General features: G+C 41.3%; 21 protein-coding genes. 9 read left to right on the top strand and 12 right to left on the bottom strand.

The features are described from left to right. Positions 1 to 56: 56 nt before the first annotated feature. Complete coding sequence (locus ACN222_RS00180; protein ID WP_010994214.1) at positions 57 to 503, top strand: tellurite resistance TerB family protein; 447 nt, start codon at positions 57 to 59, stop codon at positions 501 to 503. A gap of 203 nt (positions 504 to 706) precedes the next feature. After that, positions 707 to 2062 carry a UDP-N-acetylmuramoyl-tripeptide--D-alanyl-D-alanine ligase gene (locus tag ACN222_RS00175; RefSeq protein ID WP_010994213.1) on the top strand — a complete coding sequence of 452 codons (1356 nt, stop codon included), beginning with the start codon at positions 707 to 709 and terminating at the stop codon, positions 2060 to 2062. Between the two features lie 91 nt (positions 2063 to 2153). Here the strand turns inward: ACN222_RS00175 and ACN222_RS00170 are convergent, their stop codons facing one another. From ACN222_RS00170 to menA, 3 genes are read right to left on the bottom strand one after another with little or no spacing between them, the layout of a single operon-like run. Further along, positions 2154 to 3605: a 2-succinylbenzoate--CoA ligase gene (locus tag ACN222_RS00170; RefSeq protein ID WP_010994212.1), complete on the bottom strand. Its 1452-nt coding sequence runs from the start codon at positions 3603 to 3605 to the stop codon at positions 2154 to 2156. After that, on the bottom strand, positions 3590 to 4552 hold the full coding sequence (locus ACN222_RS00165; RefSeq protein ID WP_010994211.1) for an o-succinylbenzoate synthase: 963 nt from the start codon (positions 4550 to 4552) through the stop codon (positions 3590 to 3592). The genes ACN222_RS00170 and ACN222_RS00165 overlap by 16 nt, the downstream gene beginning before the upstream one ends. Positions 4553 to 4560: 8 nt before the next feature. After that, entirely contained in the window at positions 4561 to 5466 is a 906-nt protein-coding gene (gene menA / locus ACN222_RS00160) for a 2-carboxy-1,4-naphthoquinone phytyltransferase (RefSeq protein WP_044522644.1), read from the bottom strand. 281 nt (positions 5467 to 5747) lie between these two features. Between menA and ACN222_RS00155 the strand changes: the two genes are divergently transcribed. Then, the gene (locus ACN222_RS00155) at positions 5748 to 7163 is read left to right on the top strand and encodes an isochorismate synthase (protein WP_010994209.1); all 1416 of its coding nucleotides are present in this window, start codon (positions 5748 to 5750) and stop codon (positions 7161 to 7163) included. A gap of 133 nt (positions 7164 to 7296) precedes the next feature. Here the strand turns inward: ACN222_RS00155 and glgA are convergent, their stop codons facing one another. The 3 genes from glgA to ACN222_RS00140 form a co-directional block, all read right to left on the bottom strand. Beyond that, on the bottom strand, positions 7297 to 8775 hold the full coding sequence (gene glgA / locus ACN222_RS00150) for a glycogen synthase GlgA (protein ID WP_010994208.1): 1479 nt from the start codon (positions 8773 to 8775) through the stop codon (positions 7297 to 7299). Positions 8776 to 8980: 205 nt separating this feature from the next. Further along, complete coding sequence (locus ACN222_RS00145) at positions 8981 to 10690, bottom strand: B12-binding domain-containing radical SAM protein (RefSeq protein WP_231865501.1); 1710 nt, start codon at positions 10688 to 10690, stop codon at positions 8981 to 8983. Between the two features lie 314 nt (positions 10691 to 11004). Further along, complete coding sequence (locus ACN222_RS00140; RefSeq protein WP_044522641.1) at positions 11005 to 14670, bottom strand: NB-ARC domain-containing protein; 3666 nt, start codon at positions 14668 to 14670, stop codon at positions 11005 to 11007. Between the two features lie 523 nt (positions 14671 to 15193). Here ACN222_RS00140 and ACN222_RS00135 point away from each other — a divergent pair. The 4 genes from ACN222_RS00135 (at position 15194) to ACN222_RS00120 (ending at position 16894) form a co-directional block, all read left to right on the top strand. Next, a complete protein-coding gene (locus tag ACN222_RS00135; RefSeq protein ID WP_010994205.1) occupies positions 15194 to 15589 on the top strand; it encodes a hypothetical protein in 396 nt (131 codons plus the stop codon). A 191-nt stretch (positions 15590 to 15780) separates the two neighbouring features. After that, on the top strand, positions 15781 to 16020 hold the full coding sequence (locus tag ACN222_RS00130; protein ID WP_231865500.1) for a hypothetical protein: 240 nt from the start codon (positions 15781 to 15783) through the stop codon (positions 16018 to 16020). Between the two features lie 73 nt (positions 16021 to 16093). Next, complete coding sequence (locus ACN222_RS00125) at positions 16094 to 16315, top strand: hypothetical protein (RefSeq protein ID WP_010994203.1); 222 nt, start codon at positions 16094 to 16096, stop codon at positions 16313 to 16315. A 138-nt stretch (positions 16316 to 16453) separates the two neighbouring features. Further along, positions 16454 to 16894, top strand: a complete 441-nt coding sequence (locus ACN222_RS00120; protein WP_010994202.1) for an SRPBCC family protein — start codon at positions 16454 to 16456, stop codon at positions 16892 to 16894. A 104-nt stretch (positions 16895 to 16998) separates the two neighbouring features. Here ACN222_RS00120 and ACN222_RS00115 read toward each other — a convergent pair whose 3' ends face one another. From ACN222_RS00115 to ACN222_RS00090, 6 genes are all read right to left on the bottom strand, one after another. Further along, positions 16999 to 17817 carry a SirB1 family protein gene (locus ACN222_RS00115; protein ID WP_010994201.1) on the bottom strand — a complete coding sequence of 273 codons (819 nt, stop codon included), beginning with the start codon at positions 17815 to 17817 and terminating at the stop codon, positions 16999 to 17001. A gap of 144 nt (positions 17818 to 17961) precedes the next feature. Next, positions 17962 to 18168, bottom strand: coding sequence for a phycobilisome linker polypeptide (locus ACN222_RS00110; RefSeq protein WP_010994200.1), 207 nt, complete (start codon positions 18166 to 18168; stop codon positions 17962 to 17964). Positions 18169 to 18383: 215 nt separating this feature from the next. Further along, complete coding sequence (gene apcB, locus ACN222_RS00105; protein ID WP_010994199.1) at positions 18384 to 18872, bottom strand: allophycocyanin subunit beta; 489 nt, start codon at positions 18870 to 18872, stop codon at positions 18384 to 18386. Between the two features lie 65 nt (positions 18873 to 18937). Beyond that, the gene (gene apcA / locus ACN222_RS00100) at positions 18938 to 19423 is read right to left on the bottom strand and encodes an allophycocyanin subunit alpha (protein WP_010994198.1); all 486 of its coding nucleotides are present in this window, start codon (positions 19421 to 19423) and stop codon (positions 18938 to 18940) included. 438 nt (positions 19424 to 19861) lie between these two features. Then, positions 19862 to 23260 (bottom strand): phycobilisome rod-core linker polypeptide, encoded by a 3399-nt coding sequence (locus ACN222_RS00095; protein ID WP_010994197.1) that lies wholly within the window; start codon positions 23258 to 23260, stop codon positions 19862 to 19864. 503 nt (positions 23261 to 23763) lie between these two features. After that, positions 23764 to 24718 (bottom strand): IS630 family transposase gene (locus ACN222_RS00090; RefSeq protein ID WP_197535803.1). Its coding sequence is split into 2 segments (ribosomal slippage): positions 23764 to 24376 and positions 24375 to 24718, totalling 957 coding nucleotides; the frame shifts between segments, so codons are not numbered across the junction. A gap of 197 nt (positions 24719 to 24915) precedes the next feature. On the opposite strand from ACN222_RS00090, the gene ACN222_RS00085 reads away from it, so the two are divergent. Continuing rightward, positions 24916 to 25437: a hypothetical protein gene (locus tag ACN222_RS00085; RefSeq protein WP_010994194.1), complete on the top strand. Its 522-nt coding sequence runs from the start codon at positions 24916 to 24918 to the stop codon at positions 25435 to 25437. Between the two features lie 78 nt (positions 25438 to 25515). Next, a protein-coding gene (locus tag ACN222_RS00080) for an IS5 family transposase (protein WP_419755657.1) occupies positions 25516 to 26309 on the top strand; the annotation gives its coding sequence in 2 pieces (ribosomal slippage) (positions 25516 to 25855 and positions 25855 to 26309; 795 coding nt in all). Positions 26310 to 26346: the final 37 nt, after the last annotated feature.

Here is a 26346-nt window from a genome sequence, read left to right as displayed (position 1 = left end):
CCAAAAACAAACGGGTAACTGTACCGCTATTGAGACACCCACCAGGAGCGACTATCATGAATTTATTAGACACATTCCTGGGCAGAGAAAACCAAGCCCCAGAGGTACTTAGTTCAACAGAAGCTTTTGTTGCTATCGTTTTATTAGCAACAGCGCTAGATGGTTATTTATCTTATGAACAAGAGCGTTCTATCTCTTGTGAACTGTCTCGCTCAAAGCCTTTGAGAAATTACTCTACAGAAGCGATCGCCCAGTTGTGTGAAAAAACTTTGATAATTCTCAGGCGAGACGGTTTTAATGCCCTATTTAATTTGGCGAAAGAATCTTTATCTCCAGAGTTACGAGAAGCGGCTTTTGCTGTAGCCAGTGATTTGGTTTTGAGTGAAAGTCACGTTACTGAAGAAGAAACAAACTTTTTAAACGATTTATATCAAGCTTTGGGTATTTCCCCTGATATAGCAATACGAATTTTACAAACTATGTCACTCAAAAACCAAATTTAAGCTGATCACAAAATTATTTCTGGCAATTAGCAAGCCATAATCACCAAATACTTATATACTAAGTGTGCCAAAGGAGTTTAGCTTCTTTGGCATATTTAGTTAGAACTTACGCACCCAGATTTTCTGTTGAGACTGGGTGTAAGGGTTTAAGGGTTTCAAACACTTATTTTGAATTTTGAATTTTGAATTTTGAATTGATTAATATGTCTTGGTCTGTTACTTTAAATCAATTAATAGAAGTTCTTTTAGCTCGTCCGGTAAATATATCTGAAGCTGCTTTGACACAAGTTAGCAGTGGTATCCAAACAGATACACGGATGATCAAACCTGGGGAAGTTTTTCTAGCTTTTCGGGGGGAAAAGTTTGATGGACATGAGTTTATCTCAAGTGCGATCGCTCGTGGTGCGATCGCGGCTATTGTTGATGATGATTATGAAAACCCAGGATTACCTGTCTTACAAGTCAGCAACACCCTAGAAGCTTATCAAAAACTGGGTAGATGGTGGCGCGATCGCTTCGATATACCAGTGATTGGGGTGACGGGTTCGGTAGGGAAAACCACTACTAAAGAACTGATCGCCGCAGTGTTGGGGACGAAAGGCAATGTCCTCAAGACTTATGGCAATTACAACAACGAAATTGGTGTCCCGAAAACCCTCTTAGAACTGAATGCTGAACACGACTACGCCGTGATTGAAATGGCTATGCGGGGTAGGGGACAAATTGCCGAACTCGCACAGATAGCACGTCCCACAATTGGGGTGATTACCAACGTCGGGACAGCACATATTGAGTTATTGGGTTCAGAAGAGGCGATCGCTGAGGCAAAATGTGAGTTACTAGCCGAAATGCCCAAAGATAGTGTAGCGATTCTCAACCATGACAATCCTTTGTTGATGGCGACGGCGGCAAAATTTTGGTCAGGGGAAGTATTAACTTATGGTTTGTCTGGTGGAGATGTTCAAGGTTCCCTAGTTGATAACGCCATTGTGGAAGTAGCAGGATTACGTCTACCGTTACCTTTACCTGGTCGTCACAATGCGACTAATTACTTAGCAGCTTTGGCAGTGGCGAAGGTGTTAGGGATTGAATGGTCGAGCTTGCAAGCTGGTGTGAGCGTGAATATGCCGACTGGGCGATCGCAGCGTTTTAGTTTGCCCAATGATGTTTTAATATTAGATGAGACTTATAATGCTGCACCAGAAGCGATGTTAGCAGCGTTGCAACTATTAGCTGATACACCAGGGAAACGGAAAATTGCGGTGTTGGGGGCGATGAAAGAATTAGGTGAGCGATCGGCACAGTTACACCAACGGGTAGGGGAAACAGTACGGAATTTAAAATTAGATGGTTTGTTGGTGTTAGTTGATGGGGAAGATGCGGAAGCGATCGCTAGAAGCGCCGAGGGAATCCCGTCTGAGTGTTTTGCTACCCACGCTGATTTGGTTGCGAGATTGACTACGTTTGTGCAGGGGGGCGATCGTTTGTTGTTTAAGGCGGCTCATTCTGTGGGATTGGATCGGGTTGTGAGTCAGTTACGGGCTGAGTTTTCTAATTAGGTAGAGTGTTTTTAAACGCAGAGGGGCGCGGAGGGAGGCGCGGAGGTACGCGGAGTTTTTTTTAAGAGGATTTCTCCCCTCTACTGCTTATCTATGCCCCTATGCTTAACACAGCTATTTGTTGTAGTTGTTGGCGATTGATTTTACCTTGGGGGTTACGGGGTAAGGTATTTAATGGAATCCAATGTTTGGGGATTTTAAATCTGCTGAGTTGATGGGAGATGGCAGTTTTGATTTCACTGATGGATGTATTGGTGTCTTTGGGAATATAAATTGCTGTTAATGCTTGTCCCCATTGCTTATCTGGTATGCCAATTACGCAAACATCAGCTACCATTTGTGTAGCGCGGATGGCTGATTCTATTTCTATGGGGTAGATGTTTTCTCCACCTGTGATGATTTTGTCGCTGTTTCTGCCGACAATATTTAAATAACCATGCTCATCTAAAAAACCTAAATCATCTACCTGTAAATAATTTTGTTTCTGTACAATTTGGGGATAATAACCAAGGGATAAAGATTGAGTTTGAATTGTGATATTTCCTATGTGATTTGCTGGTAGAACTTCCCCTTGTTGATTACAAATTGTCACTTGGGCATGGGGAAGAATTTGACCACTGTTGATTTTACCATTCAAAAAATCATCTGGTTTAAGGGTGGCAATTTGGGAGGCGGTTTCTGTCATTCCATAGGTGGGCGCTAATCGAATGTTATGGAATTTGGCTTTTTCTAATAATTCATCCCAAGCCGGCGCACCACCTAAAAGTACGGTGTTGAATTGTGATAACCATGTAGTTAATTCTAAGTTTTGTAATAGGCGTTGTAACTGTGTCGGTACTAAGGATATGAAAAATTCTGTAGGGTTAATTTGGGATATTTGACTGAGTTCTAATGATTTAAATGGTTGAATTACTAGCTTACCGCCTGTGGTAAAAGAACGCATAAACTGCATTAAACCACTGACATGATATAGCGGTAAAACACAATATGAGTTAACTTGTTTGATTTGAAAATATTCTGTAAATCCCTGCACTGAAGCGGTGAGGGTTTCCCAAGTGTGGATGGCAAATTTAATTTGTCCCGATGAACCACCGGTGGGAATCATGATGCGTGCTGTAAAGCCTTGGGGGCATAGCTGCGCTTCGAGTGGTAACGGGAGTTGAGCAGCGTGCTGAGTTAGTAAGATATTTTCCCCCTGCTCCCCGCTCCCTGCCCCCCTGCCTCTTAAGATTCCCTCTCTAGTCTCTAAGCCTAAAATAATATCGGGTTGGACTAAATTAAATACTTGATGCCATTCTTGTTCGCCCCAGTCTGGGTTACAGAGGAAAACTTGACAATTAGCAGCACAGGCGGCGATAAAACTAGCTAGAAATTTTACGGATTCACGCTCGGCTAGGATGATTTTTGATGATGTCTCTGGAGTTGATAATTGACTAAGTTGTAAGTAGAGTTCGGTGGCTTTTTGGTGAAATTCTCGGCTGTCATAACCAATCAGCCAATCATGGTGAGTGAGGCGATTCAGATAGGCTAAGGGTTGTTCCATAAACTTTGCAGCCAGTTTTCTGCTTCTTGGTGAAAAAGGTGGTTAACGCCAAAACCAACAGCCCTGTTGTCACGAGATAATTCTGCTGCTAGTTGGAGTGATGCTTTTCTGGCGATCGCCGTTTCAAATACCGATGAGAATACCGCGTCAATCTCATGCTGTTGGCAAAATTGTCGCAGGCGAGAGGGTGAACCAGCGATCGCCGGTTTAATCACAAATACGTCCCGCCAACCCTGTGCATAACAAGCAGCTAGTTGTTTGAGGTTAGCTACAGATTCATCTAAAGCGATCGCTGTAGGATAAGCTTCACTCAATTCCAACATCTGGGAAAATTGCTCCACGGGTAGGGGTTGTTCGATAAATTCCACTTCTACGGGTAAATTATCACAAGCCTGTAACCATAAGTGAGCTTCTGGATAACTCAGTCCTCCATTAGCATCTAATCGCAGTTTTGCGGATGCAGGTAAAATTTGTGTTAGGGAGTCAAAAATTCTCAATTCTTGGGCGACTTCACCCACGGCAATTTTCCATTTAAAGGTGCGATATCCTTCGTCCCATAAACTTTGCCATTGATGTAATGCTGCTTCTCCGGCTGGTAACAAGGCGCTAAATTGAGCGTTAGTTATAGTTACATCTTCACCACTCCCCATTGCTTCCAACGCCGACTCAAAGCCAAATTGACACGCTGGTAAATCATCGGGAATGGAAAAAATGATTTCTTGGGTGATTTCTTCTGGTAATTGGCGACAAAAATCTAAAGCCTGTGCTAACGTTTCCGATCCAAACCAGCTAATCGGTGCTATTTCTCCCCAGCCGACTTTACCTGTGGTATCTGTAAGCCGGAGAATAATCGCCTCGCGCACTTCCCAGATACCATGACTAGTAACGAGCGATCGCACAAATTTTCGGGCTATGGGGCGAAAGCTGAATTCATAATTGGGAAACACAATAAGTATTAAACCCCTGCAATGACAAATCCCAAACCTAGTAATAAGCAACTCCAGAAATGAACGGCTACGGCGATGAATTTACAATTGCTGACTTTTTCTGGTTGGTTGTGGTTGTGCTGGACGTGGCGACATAGCTTGAAGGCGTAAGGTAAACTTAGCCAACTTAACAGCGTCCACACAGGGAAGAATCCCAAGAGTACAAACAGCAAGCTGAAGGGGTAAATGCTGGCTGTAAACCAAGTGAGAACTTTTGCACCGTTGGCTGTACCTAAACGGACGATGGGCGATCGCTTACCGGCTTTAATGTCATCATCAACTTGGTGAAAGTGAGAGCAAAATAAAACTAAACTTGTGACAATCCCGACAATGACTGAAGCGGCTAAACTTGTGATTGACCAAGTTTGAGTTTGGCTATAGTATCCTGCTGACACGCCTAAGGGGCCAAAGGCAAAGAAGCACAGAATCTCACCTAAGCCTTGATATCCTAAACGAAAGGGAGGCCCTTGGTACATATAGCCCAAACCGCAGCATAACAAGATGATGCCGATAACTGTGGGGTCTTGTTGCCAAGTGGCGATTGCTAATATCCCCAATAAACCGGAAATTAGACACAAATTTCCTAACCAAAATACCAGAGTCTTCTTTTTAGTTAAATTCACCAGAGAATGATGCTTATTTACATCAATTCCTGTCTCTGAATCAAATACATCGTTACTGATATTTTCCCAAGCCAGAATTAAAATTGCAGCAACTATAAAAGTAAAAAATACTGCTAAATTAAAAACTTTATTTCCAGCAAATGCAACTGCTCCTCCCACCCAAATGGGCATGATGGCAACACTATACATTGGCGGTTTAATTGCCGCCATCCATAGCTTAATTTTAGGATGAGAAATTTGCTTTGTAGTCATCAGTTGTGGTAAGCAATTCAACATTGAAAATTACAAACAATACCTCTAGCTAGTAGAGCGCAGGTTAAATAAAGCTACTATTTTTTTTAGGAAGTATCCCTTATACCTCCACAACCTTATACCCGCCTCTAAAGAGACTTGGCAAGCGTCTGAGAACACCAGCAATCAGGCAAACCATACTCTGGTGCAATGGTGACTGAATATGTTACCTGTAGAAATACGACCATGATTAATTACACTTTGGAAGATAACTTAAAAAAAATTTACTATTTTTTAGATCCATGACAGTTTCACCATGTCGTCGTAGCTTATTTGTCGAACAAAAAGACCTCTATCAATTTTTGTTAGCTGTGCAAGAAAATTGCCTCAAAAATCATTGTAGGCAGATTGTGAGTATTTCTTTGGAAATTGACTGGGTTGACCCCTTAGCCGTATTTGATAAATTAGCGCAAGCAAATGCAATAAATTTTTACTTTGAGAACAGAGGTAAAGGAGAAGCGATCGCCGGCATTGATGCAGTCACTAAATTACAAATCGATGGACAAGAACGCTTCTTTCAATCAGAATATTTTATTAAATCTAATTTAGAAAATATAATTAATTTTGGTAACACTAATCGACCATTTGCTGGCCCTCACTTTTTTTGTTACTTCAGCTTCTTTTCCGAAAAAAATAAAATAGAGTATCCCTTTCCTGCGGCGACTATTTTCTTACCACGTTGGCAAATATCTGTAAGAAATCAGTCTTGTACATTGGTGATGAATACAGTTATTAACTCTAGTGTGAATATTCAAATACTATTACAAAATTTACGGGATAAGATAGAACTTATCAATTCTCTAGAACCTTATTCTCCTAATCTTGACTATTTTCCTACTAATCTGAGTAAAAAATTCGTTACTAATGGAGAAAGATATAAACAGTCAGTAGCATCAGCATTAGAAAGGATTAAGTCTAATGAATTAAGTAAAGTAGTTCTAGCAGACATTTTGGATGTGAGTTCAAATCAGCATTTTAATTTATTACAGTCATTAAATAATCTGCGTAAAACTCATCCTAATTGTTATATATTTTCTACCAGTAATGGCAAAGGACAAAACTTTATTGGTGCAAGTCCAGAAAGATTAATTACTATTCATAATCAACAATTAATTACTGATGCTTTAGCGGGTTCTGCGCCACGAGGAAAAACATCTGCTGAAGATGCAGCTAATGCTAATCGTTTACTCAATAGCGAAAAAGAAAGGCATGAACATTTACTAGTAATGGATTTCATTACTCAACGCCTCACCCAGCTAGGTTTATTACCCCAGGTATTACCACCGCGTCTACGACAATTATCTAATATTCAACACCTGTGGACACCAATTAACGCCATAGTTCCCGCTAATGTCCACCCATTAAAGATTGTTGCCCAACTACACCCGACACCAGCTGTAGCCGGTGCAGCCAGAGATATAGCCTGTGCAGAAATTCGCCGCTATGAGACTTTTGAGAGGGGTTTATATGCTGCGCCTCTTGGTTGGATAGACTCTCAAGGTAACTGTGAATTCATTGTGGGGATTCGTTCCGCGTTAATAGATGGCGATCGCGCTAGACTTTATGCAGGTGCTGGAATAGTCGCCGGTTCTGACCCTGAAAAAGAATTTGCCGAAGTACAACTCAAACTACAAGCTTTACTCAAAGCCCTAGTTTAATTTGTAATTTATGATAGTAGCATTGAGTATTTACTACCAAAAAATGAAAAGGTGGGCAATGCCCACCCCACAGATATTAATTCTTAACTTGCTTCTCTCTAAAGGTGAGTATTATCAATTACGAATTACTGACCTACCATTTGTACTTAATCCATTCGTAAATATTTAAATATTCCGTGCCTGGATTATTCCATGAGTAGTCATATTTCATTCCCTGAATCGCTAATTGTTGGAACTGTTCAGGAGACTGATACCACAAATCAATTGCCCGATTCATTGCTGACTCTAAAGCTTGGTTATCAGATTGATAAAATACATAACCATTGCGTTTTTCTGGTGGTAAATTTTGATCGTAATCTCGGTCAAATACTGTATTTACCAGTCCACCAACACCGCGCACAATGGGAACAGTACCATACTTCAAACCAATCATTTGCGTTAAACCGCAGGGTTCATAATTGCTGGGAACAACAATCATATCAGCCCCGGCATAAATCAGATGAGACAACTCTTCGTTAAAGCCCAATTCTAAATGGACATCAGGATTGCTATTTAAAAACTGTTTTTCATGACGAAAATGAGCATTGATTCCTGCTTCTGTTGCTGAACCCAATAATACAAATTGCGCTCCTTTATTCAAGGCATGATAAATGGCATGGTGGACAAGATGCACGCCTTTTTGATTATCTAAACGCCCGATGTAAGCAATGATTGGTTTATCAGCAGCTTGCAACAACAAGCGCTCACGCAAAGCTTTTTTGTTATATAGTTTTTGTTCAAAATCGTCTTGGCTGTAGTTATCGGGGATGTGACGGTCAATTTCTGGATTCCAAAAATCGTAATCAATACCGTTGAGAACCCCGCTAAATTTTTCTTTGTGTAGATACAAAGTATGACCTAAGCCACAACCAACGTCTGTATATTGTGCTTCTAAGGCGTGGTTTGGTGAAACTGTGGTGACAGCGTTCGAGTAGACTATACCGCCTTTCATGTAATTCAATGCAAAGGGGTTATGGTCATCCCTTAGCTTGTCATCTTGGAAGTAATAAGCTTCTCTGTTTAACCCTGTCGCCCAGAGAGTTTTGACACCACCAATTCCTTGATGTTTAAAGTTGTGGATGGTGTAGCAAACCCGTTGGGTGTCCATGCCATGATACTTGTAGATCTCATAGAGCATGACAGGAATTAAGCCTGTTTGCCAATCATGACAATGGATAATATCAGGGCGCTTATTGCTTTGATGGAGAAATTCTAAAGCGGCTTTGCTAAAAAAGGCAAAGCGCATATCATCATCATCACAACCGTAATAGCAGCCCCGATTAAAGAAATTGTCCTCGGAATGGGGTTCAATGAAAAAACATACTCGCCCATGTACCCAACCGCAGTAGACAGTACAGTGAATTGCTGCACCAAACCAGGGAACCCACAAGTTTAAGTAAGCCTCGTGCAGTCCCCAAACATGGTCGTAGCGCATACAATCATACTTAGGCAGAATTAGCTCGACGCAATTGCCCCGAATCTCTAATTCTCGACTCAATCCGTAAACGACATCCCCTAAACCCCCTGCCTTAATTACAGGAGCGCATTCCGAGGCAATCTGTACAATGTACATCCGTAGTCCTCGCTTCACAAAAGTTCATCTTTACTATACTAGTGAGTACATGAAATATGTACTCATTGACAAGTGACTAAGGGAATGTTATAAGAGGATTTTTGCTCAAAATCTGGGTTTGGTGAATATATATTCAAGATTTCGTAACTTTGGAAGGGTGTAAGGGTGAGGGAAGAATTTAGACTCTACTTCTTCCCCTATACCCCTAAACTCTGGCAAAATCTTCTAAAGGAGCGATCGCATATCGTCCCTGTTCATCCTGACTAACTAAACCTAAAGCTAGTAAATCTCTGTCAATAAATAACTTTGTAGCTTTACCACCTGCGTCGATTTTGGCGTTAATCAATTGCATGGCGTAGCAAATCGTGTTGTAAACCCGTTGGGGATTTATTGCGGTGCTTATCGGCTGATATCTACCTACGGACTCACACAGTCGGTAAACTCCGTGTGTTGGTGACTGGGGATAACCATAGTGTTGGACAGCGCGTTGTAAGAAATAGCCGGCGGTAATTGGTTTATTCCCCGAAGGACGTACACAAGAGTAGTTGCAATCGCCAGGTGTATCAGCCGCAAAACTTCCTGGCATAAATCGCAATACATTAAAGTTTAAAAAGTCAGGATGGCATTCTTCTAAGCCAAAGCGAATCGCAGTCAGATCATCTTCTAAAGTTGTGGGTTCATAACCGATAATTTTAGTCTTATCTTCATTTAGCTTGGCTTTTGGTAGCCCTAAAATCAAAAAATAACTGCTGGGTAATCCAGCTTTATTCATATCTTGAAATGCTTTTTTTATTTTGGCTGGGTAATCAAAGGCTTGCTTGATTTGACTTTGAATCGAGCCATTAAATTTATGATTAGCTAAGGATACTTCTGGTAAAGTATGCTCAACACCAAAGAACATATAGACACAGTTATGCTCTGCTAAATAGCGCATCTGTTCATAGTCAATTTTGTCAATTCTAGTATTTGAACCCCACATAAAACCTTCTTGCTGAAGAATCTCCGCTTCCCTTTTGGCTGCGGTTGTATGGGCGGTAAAAGTGTCAACATCTAGATAAATTGCTTCATAATCACGCTGCTTTAATTGCCGCAATTGCTGACGCAAAGAAGTTTCGCTTAATCTCACAATATGATTGTTTTCCTGACTTTTATTACAGAAGCCACAGCCCCAAGGACAACCCCTTTGAGTAAACATTTGGGCTGTTTTTAGCTGCCTCCCGTCTTTAGTTTTAAAAATATCCATATTGTGAATTTGGGGAATATGGATTAATCCTAAATTTTGGTCTATATCGTCAAAGTTATCAACTCTAGGGGCAATAGAATGATGAAACTTAATATGCTGGCTATGGTTAGGGGCAACGCGGTAAAATTCCCTATCTTGGTTCATGAAACATAATCCAGGTAAATGTTTCATGTTTCTGTAGAAATTCCCTTTGGCAACTGCATAAGCAATTTCTACAATTGATTCTTCACCCTCACCATCACAAAATCCTGTGATCCAAGGAGTAATTCTGGCTATATCTTCGATGCTTTTTGTCGCATAGCCACCAACTAAAATTGGAACATTTTCCCGTCTATATTTCTTGAGTTCTGTAAATATTTTTTGGCTATGTTCATCAATTTCTTGCCATTGAGTAGTTAAGCAACCTGCAAAGATGATTAAATCAGCATTTATTACCTCATGTAAAACATGATCAATGGTCAAGTCAGGACGCTCTAAATCTAGCTGAAGAACTCGGTTAAACCCAGCATTGACTAAACTAGATGCCAGTACGGGCAGAGCTTTGTTGGCTCCATTAAAAGTTCTATATTTAATATATTCGCCAATCAGAACAATTTTTGATAACTTCCAACGGTTATCAATTGGTTGCCATATTGATGATGGTAGTGATAAAACCTTTTCTGTATCTACCATATCTTGTACAAAACCAAGGAATTTTATAAATTTATTTGGCGGATTAATGAGATTTAAAAACACTTTTCACCACCTATCTTTATAGATTTTGATTGGTGGTAATGCACACCTGTGTAAGAGTCTAATATTTTCTGATTTCAAAAATATGACTCTGGAAATTATGTTTATCAAAGAATAACAAACCAAAAATCTACACCGACATACATATATCTATAGAAGTATTTATAAACCATTTTTTTCTCATCAAGGTAACATTTGCAAAGCTTCAGATCCCTGGCTTCTTGAAGAAGTTGGGATCTGGTTTTTTTGTGAAGTTAACTTTCTTCAACTGCGCCTAACATTTTCAAAGAAGCTTTTTCAGCGTCAGTGATACCTGTGATATCGGTGATGTCCATATTTTCATACAAGCGAGGAGATTTGAGGGTTTTCAGGCGGCTACAATTTTGCATATCCCACAGTTGAATTTTTTCATCTTCGCTACCACTAGCAAGCAATCTGCCATCAGGGCTGAAAGCTACAGAACGAATTGCGGCTGTATGTCCATGTTTGAGAGTATCAACACATGAACCTGTGCTAATGTCCCACAGCTTCACAGTGGTATCTTCGCTACCACTAGCTGCAATTTGTCCATTGGGACTAAATGCAACTGAGTAAACCTGTTTCTCGTGTCCTTTGAGGGTGTGGACGCATTCACCTGTTTTCAAATTCCATAACTTGACTGTTTGGTCTTCGCTAGCACTGGCGAGTAATGTTCCATCAAGACTAAATGCTACTGACCAAATCATGCCCTGAGGATCTGTCAAGGTTTGAAGACATTTACCGCTAGCAACATCCCAAATTTTAATCTCACTGTCAGCGCTACCACTAGCTAAGATCCTGCCATCAGGGCTAAAAGCTACCGTCCATACCCAATGGCTGTGTCCCTTTAATTTCTGGAGACAATCACCTGTATCTTTATCCCACAGGCGGATGGTGCGGTCTTCACTGCTGCTGGCGAGGGTGTGCTTGTCGGGACTAAAGACCACTGTCCACACCCAGTTAGTATGTCCTGTAAGTGTACGAATATATTTGCTGTGGTTAGTGTCACTGATATCCCAAAGTTTTATGGTGTTATCTGCGCTACCACTGGCGAGTATTTTTCCATCGGGATGAAAGGCTACGGAACGAATGCGTCCTTGATGTCCCCGTAAGGGGTGACATTCTCCAGTCTTTAAGTTCCAGAGTCCAATGGTATAGTCATCACGACCACTGGCGAGAATCTGACTATCTGGACTAAAGGCGACTGAATAAACATCACGGGTATAACCGCGCAGGATATTAAGGGAATTACCTGTGATGACATCCCAAAGTCTGGCTGTTTGGTCATCGCTACAGCTAATTAGTGTACGTCCGTCGGGACTAAAGGCGATCGCCCAAACTTGGCTAGAGTGTCCCCATAGGGTATTGACACATTCACCACGTTGAATATCCCAAAGTTTGATGCTGCGGTCTTCGCCACAGCTAGCTAGGGTTTGTCCATCGGGGCTAAAGCGTACAGAATAAACTTTTTTACTATGTCCCTCAAATATTTGCCAGCACTGACCTGTTTTCACATCCCACAGTCTGACGGTGCTGTCTTCGCCACTGCTGGCTAAGGTTTGACCATCGGGACTAAAGCTAACAGAGTGAACTTCTCTAGTATGACCTTTGAGAGTTTTCAGACACTTACCTGTGGCAACATCCCACAGTTTGATATGCTGATCAGCGCTGCTACTGGCGAGTAACAACGGTCTATCATCGGTGACTGGACTAAAGGTGACAGACCACACCCAATCATCATGACCTATGAGAGTTTGTTGACAATTCCCTGTGGCTATATCCCAAAGTTTAATTGTTTGATCTTGACTGGCACTGGCTAAGATACGACCATCAGGACTAAAAGCGACTGAGTAGACTTTGTTAGTATTTTTTGACAGTGTTTTTAGACACTCTCCTGTGTGAACATCCCAGAGCTTAATTGTCGAGTCAGCACTACCACTAGCTAACATTCGACTATCAGGACTAAAGGCAAATGCCCAAACCCAAGCGGTATGACCTTTATAAATACGCAGTTGTTTATTATCTGAAGTTTGCCATAGGCGAATTTCTCCATTCATCAAACCTGTAGCAAAGTATTTACCATCAGGACTAAATTTCACTGACACCACACTAGACATAGTTTCAGTGAAGACAGAACCAGTTAAGTCAGAGTTAGCAAAGATGGTTTCTTTTAACTTCACTTCTTTGAAATACGCTTGCCAGATGGTTAAACCAGAAAAATCTCGCCCACTTAAATCGATGGGGGATTCATCTGGAATCTTATCTAGTTGCAGTTGACGCAAGAGATTAATCAAGTTACCGGCAGCATAGCCTTTTTTTGGCAGGGGTTCTTTTTGTAAAGTTCCTAGCATTCTGCGTAAATGCAGTTCTAGTTCTGTGCCGAAAATATTGAGTAACTTCTGCTTGACTGGTTCTAATATTAATCTTTCTTGAATCTGGCGGATATAATCAAGCGATCGCGCCTTCATCAAGGGATAGGTGTTAATAAAATCTAGTTTTTTTGTCTGACTAAATTCCTCTAGAGAATTTTCGATAAATTTGGCGGTGATATATTCCATGACGACAGATTCCAGTCCAAATTTACTGGATTCTGCCTCTTTTTCTCCCTGGGTGGATGAGGCTTTTTCGATGAGCGTAGGCGAAGCCTTCTCGATTAGAGATCGCCGCAATAAAGACTCCAAAGCTTCCATAACTTTGATTGGCGATTCCGTGGTTAGCCAATCATCTTTAAGCTCTCTAAAGGAAACATACTCACGATTAGCTCCCAGGGAATACATCACTTTTTTTTCTAACTCTGACAGTCGTTGGAATTGCTGTTTTAGAAGTGTACGAATATCTCCATATACAGCACTTTCCTGGTGAATTTGGGTTAGAAATTCACTGATGTTATTGCTAAATAACTCATAAACTGTAGTCGCCACTATCTTGAGGGCTAAAGGATTACCAGAATATCTTCTGACTAATTCATCTAACTGTTCATCAGTACAGTAAAACCCCTTATCCAACAAAATTTCCCTAGCTTCTGCTAAGTTGAGACTTGATAGCTGCAACACCTTGACTGGCAGATTTTTACCTTCTAATGCTGCTACCTCTTTGGGTTTTTCTCGGCTAGTTAATAACAAGCAACTTTCATGAGATGCTTCGGCTACCTTTTTAAATAAATAGCCGTAGTTTTCATATCCTGGTTGATAATCACCAGCCCATTCTTGATTTTTGCCCTCGCCACTGCGAAGGACTGATTCAACATTATCTAAAATTATCAAACATCTTTTTTTTCTTAAAACATCTATAAGTCTGACTATTTTATTGTTATCTGTGTCTGTTAAATCATTTTCGTTATCATTAGCTAAAAATCGCAGCAGTTGTGTGAGAATATCTCCCAGAGATGGAGCATTGCGGAGCGATCGCCAAATCAAATAATCAAACTCTTTTTGGACTTTTTTAGCGCCCATCGCCGCTAATACAGTCTTGCCAATTCCCCCCATTCCCAAGACTGCGACTAAGCGACAACGATTAGAACCATTACCTTCTATCCATTGTTCCAATTCTAGAAGTGGTTCCTTTCGTCCCCGAAACCCAGCCACATCAACAGCTTCCCCCCAGTCTTCCGATGAGGATACAGGGTGTTGATAACTGAGTTGGTATTGCTCATATAGCTTTTGCCTCAGTCCATTAATTTTTTTGTTGCCCTTACCCTCTATACCTAATTTGCGGTAACTCTCTCCTAGTCTTTTCCTGACCGCAGGTTGAGAAATATCTAGCTTGGCAGCAATCTCAGCACCAGAGTGATCGTGTAATGCCAAAACTAAGGCATCAAGCTCTGTTTTTGTAACACCATATTTGGTTGCTACTCCTGTGATGAAATCTTCTGGAAGCTGAAACACATCAGCAGCAATCATCATTTCATCTTGGCTCCACACAATATATTCACTTAGTTATCAGTATGTGAGATAACTTCTTATAACACAGTCACTGGGTTCGGGAAAGGGTATTTATACACATTTCACAATAACTACACAATAAATGTTTGCTACTAGTGGTGCCAAGGCATTTAAGCCACTCACACTAGGTAAAAATCCTTATCTATAATTCCCCGTTTTATCCTTGGGGATGAATTTTTGTGATTGAGACTTAGGTACCCATGTTGTCTGTTGAATTGAAACCGGGGGTAAGGGTATGGGGGTGTAAAGTGTCCAAACCTTTGATCTTTCGTTTTCATGCGTAAGTCCTATCGATATACTCTGGTGATATAAATATATATATAAAAACATCTATTTTTGTTGAAAAACCTCTTAGGTCAAAAAAATGCCACTAAAGTACTTGCAAATTTTGATTAGATGTGATTATCTTATACCTAAGCTATATCTATGTGAGATAAGCAGATTAGTGTAAATCTCAACAATCAACATCACGGAGCATCTAAATATGAATAGCTTCTCACAATTGCCAGAATTCATTAAGGGTTCTAACACTCTCAGAATGCAGCTAAAGATAGAGGATAACCCTTGGGAAACTTCGCCTAAATTGGCACTGGAAGACAAAAGTCAGCCAAAAATCCTCCCTACACAATGTTATTCAGTTGATTTACCGCCAGTTTTTTCTCACATGACCTTTCTCTTAATTGAGACTCTATCAGCAACTCAACATGGTGAGTTTGTGACTCGTAGTAAACAGGGTAAATACGAAACTATTGTCGAACTTTCTGGCCACATTAGTCATCGTTACGGTTTGACTCAGCAAGAATTGGCGGAAATTCAGACGATATACGACCAAATTCTGGAAACGTGGATAGCTTGGAGGATAGCGAATAAAAAGACCTAATCTGCTCAATCTGCCATAGCTATTTTACAGTTGGGAAGATTGATAGCTTGGTGAGAATCTTGATTGCAACTAAATAGGTGGAGTTTCTAAAGACATTTGGCTTTTGATAAATGAGAAGTTTACAAGCCGGTAGTGTGATTCAGCACTGACCGGCTTTTTGCTTAGGTTTGTTCTACATCGGAGGAATGATCATGAAATCGAATTTCGACAACAAACAAAATGTGATTTTACTTTGGGCTGGTAGAGGGGTGAAATATTTTCTGTTAATGCTGGTGGGTATGGCGATCGCCTTCGTCATCTCACACACCTTTACAGTTGTCCCCGTACTGATGCTACTGCGATCGCCAGATACATGGATTTGGATTGCCAGAGTGGCAATTTCACTTTTTTGTTTACTGGCGATCGCCATGATATTTGAGTCTTGGAGTTAATTTTGCGCCATAATTCCCTACCTTTGGCTACATTCCACCAGCCAAAGGTTTCAAACTACTAGGAGGTTAGGTTATGACAAACAACAACAACTTCAAAGGGGATACACTCTCACCAATTTTAGTCATCTTAGTTGCAGGGTCGATATCTCTGGCGATCGTCAACAAAGAAAATCATCCAGCATATTTTGACATTGTGAAAATAGCGATGGCTTACAGTTTTGGGTCATTGAAATCTCACAAGCAATCTAGAGACTCTCGCAACCAGGATGATGCAGACAATAGCGAAGTCAAGTAACATCGGGTTAATCTAAGTAGTGCAGCAACAGAATTAAGCATATAAGGAAAAAATGTCTTGTCTCACCCTGTCGGGTAAAGTATTAGAAACGCCTCATGCCAAGAATTTTTCTATATGCCTTAATTAAGAGTTACGATCATGTCCCAGGTTTTAGAACAATCGATTCAAATTAACGCTACAGCCAGTACCGTAGAACGCTGTATTACTGATTTAACCCTCATGCACCGTTGGCTAAACCCTGTCCTGCGCTGTGAACCTGTGGGTGAAACGTGGAGTACAGACATCGGTAGTAAAAGCCGCTTTATCATTCAAATTCCTCTACTTCAACCTACTTTAAACACCGTCGTGTCCGAACGCCAACCAGGGTTAGTAGTGTGGACATTTCAGGGATTTTTTCAAGGAAGCGATCGCTGGGAATGTCAACCCATAGAACAGGGAACTCAACTAATCAACCGCTTTGAATTTGACATCCCTAATCCCCTAGTTAGTTGGGGCTTCAATACATTCGCGGCCGCCTGGACGAAACAAGATATGCAGGCGCAACTCCGTCGCCTCAAACGGGTAGCGGAAAGTCAATGAATCAATTCAAAATACCCTACGGGAAGCAAGCTACAAAATTCAAAATAACCTACGGCAAGGCTGCGCTAACAAAATTCAAAATAAATAGTTAATAGTTTTCCCTTTCATCTCCCTAACTCCCCCAACAATCGCCTAATAGTGGCTGCATCTTCGGCGTTGGGGACATTGGCTAGGTACAATTCTAAGTCATTGGTAGCCTGCGGATAATGACCTAGTTGGTAGTAGAGTAAACCGCGATCGCGCAATTCTGAAGTTGTCTCAGGAAACAGTAATAAAATTCTCTCAACTACACCTAAGCTCTTTTCTAATTGTTGCTGTCTCAGATAAATATATTTGAGATTAGTTAACATTCTTGCCAAAAACTGCCGCTTGCTGACTCTAGCTAAAAATTCCGGTCGCAAATTTACCGATTCTTTAAACATTTGATTTAGCTTGTCTTGACAATCTTGTGCAAACATCACCTCGCCACGATTAAACGCATCCACAAAAATCTCCATATCCGAGATAGCTGGACGGATGAGGAAATGTCCCGGTAATCCCACACCCTCCATAGGAAAATCAATCCTTTGGGCAATCTCCAGATAAACGAGGGCTAAAGTAATCGGAATACCCACTCGACGGTCAATTACCTCATTGAAGAAACTATTGCGTGGGTCGTAATAATCTTTTTGATTCCCCAGAAATCCTAAATCGTCATACAAATACTCATTAATGCCTTGAATCACCCGTAACGGATACCGTGAGGATGGCAAGCGTTCCTCAACTTCCATTGCCATTGTATCGAGTGCGTTCAGATATTCTTCTACATCCAGTTTGGGATATTCTTCCTTGGCAATATACAAAGCTGCCCTGGCTAGGTCAATATCCACCTCAGATTGCTGAATCTCTTGATAAAAATATTGTCGTGCTGAGGAGAAATTCATAAACCAAGCCTCACTTAATTAAGTTAAACCTCTGCGCCCCTCCGCGTTTCAAAACTCCTCTCAAAACAGACACAGAGAATGAAAAAAGAGGTCTAAACAGACCCCTCTCATAACTTAACTATAATAATTTTCGGCCTATAGGAATTACTGCAACCCAGCATTAGTACCTTGCTTACCAGTTGCGAGTTCCACTTTGATAATTTTGCCCCCTGCTTTTTGAATGCGCTGTTGTTCGCGGAACCAGTTTTCATAAGGAACCAACTTGGTAAAGTAGGTGTTTTGTAGTTCGCGTTGGGTACGGGTTCTGCTGAGGCTAGGAACAAGCGCTGTAATTTTAAACAAACGGGACATAATTTGAAATCTCCTATCAGTATTTTGGAAAAATTCTTTATCTCAAAAAATCTTGAGCGCAAATTAATTAATTAATCATTCCAAGGCTGGAAATCAAGCATCAATACCAGACCGCTAATACTCATCAATGTAAGCAATAGAACGTCCTAGCACTCACGATTGATTTCCAGACCTTCATCAAGCCGCACTTAAAATAACTAAGTGCGAAAAAGCTTCTAGCTCAAGCCAGAGGAGATATAGTCTAGGTAGATACCCATTTCTTTACCAGCATCAGCACCAACTAAGCTAGCGGTTACTTCTTTGATAGCTTGGATAGCTTGTACAGTAGCGCCAACGGGTACACCCAAGGAGTTGTAGGTTTCTTTCAAACCGTTCAATACACGCTCATCTAGGATGGAAGGATCGCCAGCTAGCATAGCGTAGGTAGCGTAACGCAGGTAGTAATCCAAGTCACGGATACAAGCTGCATAACGACGGGTTGTGTACATATTACCACCGGGACGGGTGATATCAGAGTACAACAAAGATTTAGCTACAGCTTCTTTAACAATCGCAGCTGCGTTAGCGCTGATTGTTGTAGCTGCACGTACGCGCAGTTCGCCAGTGGAGAAGTAAGCTTTGAGCTTTTCTAAAGCTGCGGTATCGAGGTACTTACCTTGCACGTCAGCAGAATTAATGACGGCGGTGATTGCATCTTGAGCCATGTTGTTAGTTCCTTATTTCCAACCTTATTGCAATATTCCAGTTTCAGCAGGGAAACAGCTGCACCCTACTGCAACGCACCTACTACGTAGTCAAAGTAAGAGCCAGCTTCAGCAGCATCTTCAGCAGACAGAAGGGTGGAAGCAGCATTTTTCAATGCACGTACACCTTCACCAACTGCCTCGATAGGAGTGCCGAGGGACTTGTACATTTCACGAACACCGATTACGCCAATTTCTTCAATAGGAGTAACGTCGCCAGCAACAATTCCGTAGGTAACAAGACGGAGGTAGTAGTCTAGGTCACGCAGACAGGTAGCTGTCATTTCTTGACCGTAAGCGTTACCACCAGGAGAAACAACATCAGGGCGCTTTTGGAACAATTGGTCGCCAGCTTGCTTAACCAAACGTTCGCGGTTGTCGGTCAAAGCTTGAGCAATGCGGAGGCGTTGTTGGCCACCAGCGACGAAGCTCTTGATCCGATCTAATTCGCCAGGGCTGAGGTAGCGGGCTTCTGCATCAGCATTCACGATGGACTTCGTGACGATACTCATTAATGGATTCCTCCAGTACGAAATGAAACCAGAATTTGATTAAACTGGTGCGATTTTAAATTTGGGTGACTGAGAATTAACTCTCGCCTTGTAGACACAGCAGTAAAAGAAGTGACTGCTATTGTGACTACAATACAAGTTCGCTTGAGTTAATACAACTACACAAGCTTTAAAACTCAGTGACCTTCCGCAAAATATTCTCCGGCATTCTGTTGAGCATTTATGACTGCTCTTAACAGTTTGTAATATTTGTTTCAGATTTACTGCGATCTCAACAATAGTCACAGCAATACTAGGGATTGGGTACCGGGGACTGGGTATAGGAAAATTCTTTCCCAATCCCTAATCCCCAGTCCCTAATCCCCAGTTCCTAAACTGAGACTGGGTATAGGAAAAATTCTTTCCCAGTACCCAGTACCCAGTACCCAGTCCTAAAAATTAGCGATCGCCTGGTCTACCTGTAAGGGTGGATGGCGACAAGCTAGACCAAGATTGTTTCACCAAGTCAGCTGCTGCTTGGACGCTACCCAGGTAGTTACCTGCGGGTAGTGATGGGAAGCGTGGATAAGGAACCACATCTTCACCAAAGTAGCGGCTATATTCTGGGCTATCGACAATTGCTTCTACAGCAGCACGCAAACCGTTATCAGCTAGCAGCTTGTTGTACTGACGAATTTCGCCTTGAGTTGCTGGCGCACGTCCCAACAGGTGACGGAATAAGAATTCAATTACCTTGGTGTTGGGGTAAGGTGTGTAGAAACGCTTGCGATAGATTTCGGAACTAGCTATTTCCCGCACGAATTCCCGTACAGAAATTTCACCATTCCGTAGTTTGCTATCTAGTTCTGTGCGGCGGTAATAGTCGGGTACTTGTCCGCTAAATACGTCTAGTACTTGACGGTAAATCGCGTTAATTACCAATTGTTTTTCTGCTTGGCCGATACCATTGGTCAGGCGGTAAATACGTGCTGGCTTACGGCGAGTTGTACCCACACCCACTTCTACAGACTGTCCGCGACCATCGTTGTAAGAGCGACCCAATTCGATGAACAGAGGCTTACTCTTGTCCATTTGTTTGGCTTGGGCTGCTAAATCTGCGATCGCCTTCGCTAAAATTGGGGTCTTATCAGACTGTATCCGCGCTTGTACAGGCTTAAAGCTGGGGATAACCACATCATTATTTTGTTTGGTGAGTTGGTTATACAGCTTTTGGGTATTGGGGAAGTTCGCCGCAGGTAAGGTTGGGAAGCGTCTGTAAGGTACTGTATCTTCGCCAAATACCTCGTTGTACTCCTGACTATTTACCAAAGCGTTAATAAAAGCCCGAATCCCTTGGGTAGCCAAAATTTGGTTATACTTGCGGATTTCTGCTTGGTCAATTGGTGCGCGACCCAGGAAGTGCTTAGTTCCCAACTCGATTACTTTGGTGTTGGGGTATGGTGTGTAAAATTCCTTCAGATAGAGGTTAGAGTAACCCAAACCTTCAATGAATTCTTTTACAGTGATTTCACCGTTACCCAGTTTGCTTTCCCAGCCTGAAAATTCGTTCTGAGCAATGTATGGTGCAATATCACGCTCAAAAATTTGCCGATAAGCCGCACTAATCAAAGTTTTGATCGCAGCTTTATCCTTGATACCAGCTACCCGCTTGAACACCTTGGTTTGTTCACGCTGCTTGGTAACACCTTGGTTGATCCGGAAATCGATATCTGGTTGAGTCCGATTTTCCTTGACTGTACCCAGTTCTACAAAACGAGGCGTTTCTTGTTTTTCAACATTCGCCACATCTTCCCGGATAGTACCAACCCGTAACTGTCTCAGTGCTACACCAGCCGGAGTTAGATAGCGTTCGTAAGGAACTGTATCTTCGCCGAAGGTTTCGGTATACTCTAGGCTGTCCAGAATGGCATCAACTACAGCGTATAAGCCCTTCTTAGAGGCGATATCGAAGTACTTGTTGTTTTCTTGACGACCGTAGGTAGGACGACCTAATAAGCGACGGTGGATATATTCGATCGCTTTACAAACATAGAAAGGTGTCCAGTAAAGCTTACGGAATAGATCCGATTTAGCCAAGGCTCTAACAAAGTCTCTGACAGAAATTTCGCCGTTTTCCAGCTTAATTTCTTGGACTTTCAGCCGTTGACCTTCGTACACATCCCGACCGAAAACTTGCAAGTAAGTGGCTTTAATTACCGCTTGGGTTGAGCTTTCGGAGAACTTGACACTTGCACCCTTAGCGGCTTTCTTACCGATAGTTCCAGGTAGTTGATCTAACTTGAACACCTTAGGCCCAAGAGAACCAGGAGCTAGACCCCGTGCGCTGGGGTTACTAACTTGGTTGTTAATTCCAGGCCCTTGGTGAATCAAGATCCGTCTGGTGTCCTTACCAAAAGGCGCGGGACTGGTGCTAGGGTTACGAGTTTCTTTCGGGAAAATCGCCCCAAACTGAATTTCTAATGGGTCATTACCAGAACCGTATGGGTGTTGATCTGGTAGTGGGCGATCGTAAGCCGCAAATGTGGTAATAAACTGAGGTACTTTACGGAAAGGCGCACTGTAGTTAAACAGGTCTTGCTGTGGTCCCCAGTTACGACACTCTTGAGCTTCTTGACCTAAACCACGTAGGTAAGGTACTGTCTCTTCGCCAAAGTAGTCGCTGTATTCCGCAGAATCTACCAAAGCATCTACTAACGCTGGTAGGCCGCCGTTAGAAATAATCGAGAAATATTTTTGAACTTCTTCACGGCTACTTGGCCCCCGTCCCAAAATGTGACGGAAAGCTAGTTCGATAACGCGGCTGTTAATAAAAGGTTGGTAAAACTGTTTTTGGTAAAGAGGAGATTTTGCTAAACGACGGACGAACTCCTTCATGGATATGTCGCCGTTCTTAACTTTCGATTCCAGATCAGAGATTGACAAGCTGTAAGCACGGGTAATATCGCGCTCAAAGATTTGTCTATAAGCTGCTTTGATTACTTCATTTTTTTCTGTAGCTGATAACCCAGTTTTCATGACAAACTTGGGTCTTCTTTCAGCCGCACTGAAGTAAATTTGAGGTAGTTGTAAGCCTTGTTGGTCACCGGAAGGGCGTTGACGCAGCTTATTGGATGGTGTAGGTGCTTTGAATTCTGTGATCAACACATCCATGTATTGAGACACAATCTCTGCGGCTTCAGGATCTTTACGGAAATAAGAAAGTGATGCAGCTTTGATTTCTTGCAAAGCAACAATGGTTGCTTCACCAGAGCAAGCATTTTCAATAATTTCCCGCAAACCTCTTGTGTTCACCACAATGATGTTAGGGTCACCAGCCACGATCGCATAAGTAGCATAGCGCAAGAACCAGGACAAGTCCCGCAAGCTCTTGGCCATGTTGCTTGGGCCGTAACGAGCAATGTTGATTGGTCTAAACCCTGGAGGGGTTGGGCCACTGGGAGATGTATTAAAGATAGAGCGCAAGTTTTCTAGGAATCCACCACGCGTTTCCACATAGGTGACAGTTCCCAACTTCATGCTTTCTCTGACATCACCACCACCACCAACAGCAGCCATCGCCAGTTCTGGCTCTCTCGGCTTTTCCAAGAAAGCCATTGGTGAGCCACCAACAAAAATCCGGTTAGCAGCACGAGAAACAATAATCTCGGAATTTTCTGTGAGAAGTTGGGCAATTTCTAGACGTTTTGCACCAGATGCAAAATAGCTTGCTAGTTCATCTAGTTCACCCCTACCTAAAAAGCGGTCTTGCTGTTCCGCTTGGGTGATTGTTGCCACAGCTAGGGTTTGATATAGTTGCGGGCGCGCAACCGAGCTTCCACCACTCGCCTTAACACTCATCTGATTTGTAAAACTCCCATCATAATAATTTATGTGTTAAGTCTGGGTCGCTTTGAGGCTTGACACATGGGTGTACCTATGATTTACAAATAACGCCTTCAAAACTGCCAGTAAAATTAACCCAGTCAGCTTTTAGATTAGAACGTTTTGCGTTGACGCTGGTGATTTATTAAGAAGTATGTAGATTTTCTAGCCTCAACCCCTGTATTTTCAGAAGTACATACTCTTTCAGGGCGGAGACAAAATCTAATTTTTGTTACGTTCTTTAACAAATCTGCCAAAAAAGTTCTAATTTGCTTTGGTTCTCTAATTTTATTTGAGCATAAAAATCAAGCTACTGGGTACTGGGGATTGGGTAAAAATCCCTCCTTAAGTTCCCTTAACCCAAAATATTTAGTATTATATATTACCTAAAGTCCACATGAATAACGCAAATCAAACTCAGACTGGTCGTAAATCATGAGAGCGCGCTAAAACAATATTATCAATATATATAGCGTTTCTCAGTCTGGTGAAGTACAGTAACAAGAATGGGTAAACCAATTATAAATATCATTTAGCGAGACTTGATTAAAAGCACTTTCAATTGCTTTTGCTAAGTCTGGGTAACTTCTAGCTTCAATAGAACGTAGGAAATTTTTAATTTTTGACCAACAGTTTTCAATTGGTGAGAAATCAGGAGAATATGGTGGCAAATAAATCAATTTAGCTCCAGCAGATTCGATTAATTTCTCAATATCACCACCTTTATGAATTGAACAATTATCCATGATTACACAAGCCGCCTCCCACAGCTTGGGAACTAATTTTTGAGAAATGTAAGCCTCAAATGTCAGACCGTCAGATGCTCCTAAAATACTATATTGACTAATCACGCCTTTGAGAGCAATTGCTCCAATTATAGAGACATTTTGATGGCGTTTTTGAGGTCGACAGCCATAGGCTCTTTTACCTTTTTTAGAACGAGCGGAGTGCCTTATTAAAGATAGATTAGCTCCTGCTTCGTCAAGAAAGACAAGGTTTTCAGCTAGTATCCCCTGAAGTTGTAGCCAGAATTGTACTCTTAATAATTGAACTCTTTCAGTCTCTTTTTCTGAGGCGTGCAATGTTTTTTTTAAGGCTTATTTCTATCCTCTGTAACATCCTATCTACCGTAGATATACCAATTGTTATTCCTGTTTTTTCTTTGAGAATGAAGCGAATTTCTGATAAAGTCAAATCATTCTTAGCTTCAACTATTTCTTCAAGAATCTTCATTTGTTCTTCGTTGAGCTTTGGAGGAGTTTGTTTTGTCCTAACTTTAGGAGCGATACTTGCTGTTTCTCTATATTGCTTTAGTAATTTCTCAATAAAACCTAAACTGACACAAAATTTGTTTGCTAATTGACGTTGTGATATTCCACCTGTCTTATATGTATCAAATATTTTTTGGCGAAAGTCGAGGGAATATGCTTTCATTTTTACCCTTGAATAGATACACTGATTTATTTTAATTAGTGTACTTCATTATACTGGTAAACGCTATAAAACTTTGTACTAAACTCTTTCGCACTAATTTGAAAACTAATGGTAAGAAATAACGACTTATTATAAAACCTGTAAATTCATTGATTTATATAACAACTATTAAGATTTATATAACAACTATTAAAATTATGAAGCACCAATTATTTTGTAATATATTTGAGCCAAGATATTATCAATGGCGATTACAAGAAGCACAAAAAGAGTATGAATCTGGTTTTGAGCGTCTATCACAGATGAACTCTTATTCTGTAAGAACAGCACTTGCAGCAATACAAACTCTTTCTCAAGAGGATCAATCTCAGATACTACCAATACTTGTAAAGATGTCTGAAATTCAATTATTTGAATTTATGGACGAAAAAATGACTGAAGAGGAAAAAGCAATATTACAACGTTTTGAAATATCTGAAAATAATCCTGTTTTAAGAAAAAAGATTCTAAAACAAGAAAAAATATTTAATAAATATCCAAATTCTCAATTAAGAAAATCAATTAAAAAGGCACTAATGGAAATATTACAACCAGTTTTTTATGCAGATATTTGTTTCGATACGCAAATATCTGATACTTGGAAAGTTAGCACATTTATAGATTTTGAAGATGGTTACGGTTATTATTACTCCCATTCAATCTTTAGAGGCTATTTATAAAGTAAATCTAAAGGAGAGCTATCAGATAAAAAGGCAGCGATAAGATACTGTTTGTAGAGTGTATTTACATAGGAAACAATGAGACGAAAGTCTTATTCTACAGACCTTAATGACTCAGAATGGGCAATTTTAGCTCCTTTGATTCCACCCGCTAAATGCGGTGGGCATCCCCGAACAACTGATATGCGAGAAGTATGCAACGCTATCTACTACCATCTGAAAACAGGTTGTCAGTGGGATATGCTTCCAGGGGATTTTCCTCCTAGTTCAACTGTTTACAGCTACTATCGTAAATGGCAAAAACGAGGTATCTGGGAGCAAATGAATCATACTTTGCGCGATCAAGTTCGTCAAAAAATGGGGAAGTCAACTCAACCCACGGCGATCGCGGCAGACAGCAAGTCGGTAAAAACGACTGAAAAAAGGGGGATGTGTACGGTTTTGATGGTGGCAAGAAGGTAAAAGGACGAAAGCGGCAAACTTTGGTTGATAGTCTGGGACTTTTGTTAAAAGTGGTTGTAAGTGAAGCAAATGCTGGAGAAAGATTACTTGCCGCCTATACTTTGATGGAACTGTTAGAAGAGCGTCCAGAATTACTGGAAAAAGTTGAAGTCATCTGGGTTGATTCCGGCTATGACGGTGATAAATTTGCGCTCTCTGTTTGGCTGATGATTCAAGCTCATGTTGAGGTAATCCGGCGTACTAATCAAGAATTTCAGGTTTTGCCCAAACGGTGGGTAGTAGAAAGAACATTTGGCTGGTTAAACCAGTACCGTCGTCTCAGTAAGGATTATGAGCGTCTCCCAGAAATGAGTGAGGCTGCCATATATGCCGTTATGACTCGTATTATGCTACGTCGTCTAGTCGTCTAAAGATTTACTTTATAAATGGTCTCTTAGATTAGATGAG

The organism is Anabaena sp. FACHB-595 (assembly GCF_048568275.1).
Classification (GTDB): Bacteria; Cyanobacteriota; Cyanobacteriia; order Cyanobacteriales; family Nostocaceae; genus Trichormus.
The sequence above is the reverse complement of the archived record's forward strand: the minus strand, read 5'-3'. Positions and strand labels throughout refer to the sequence as shown.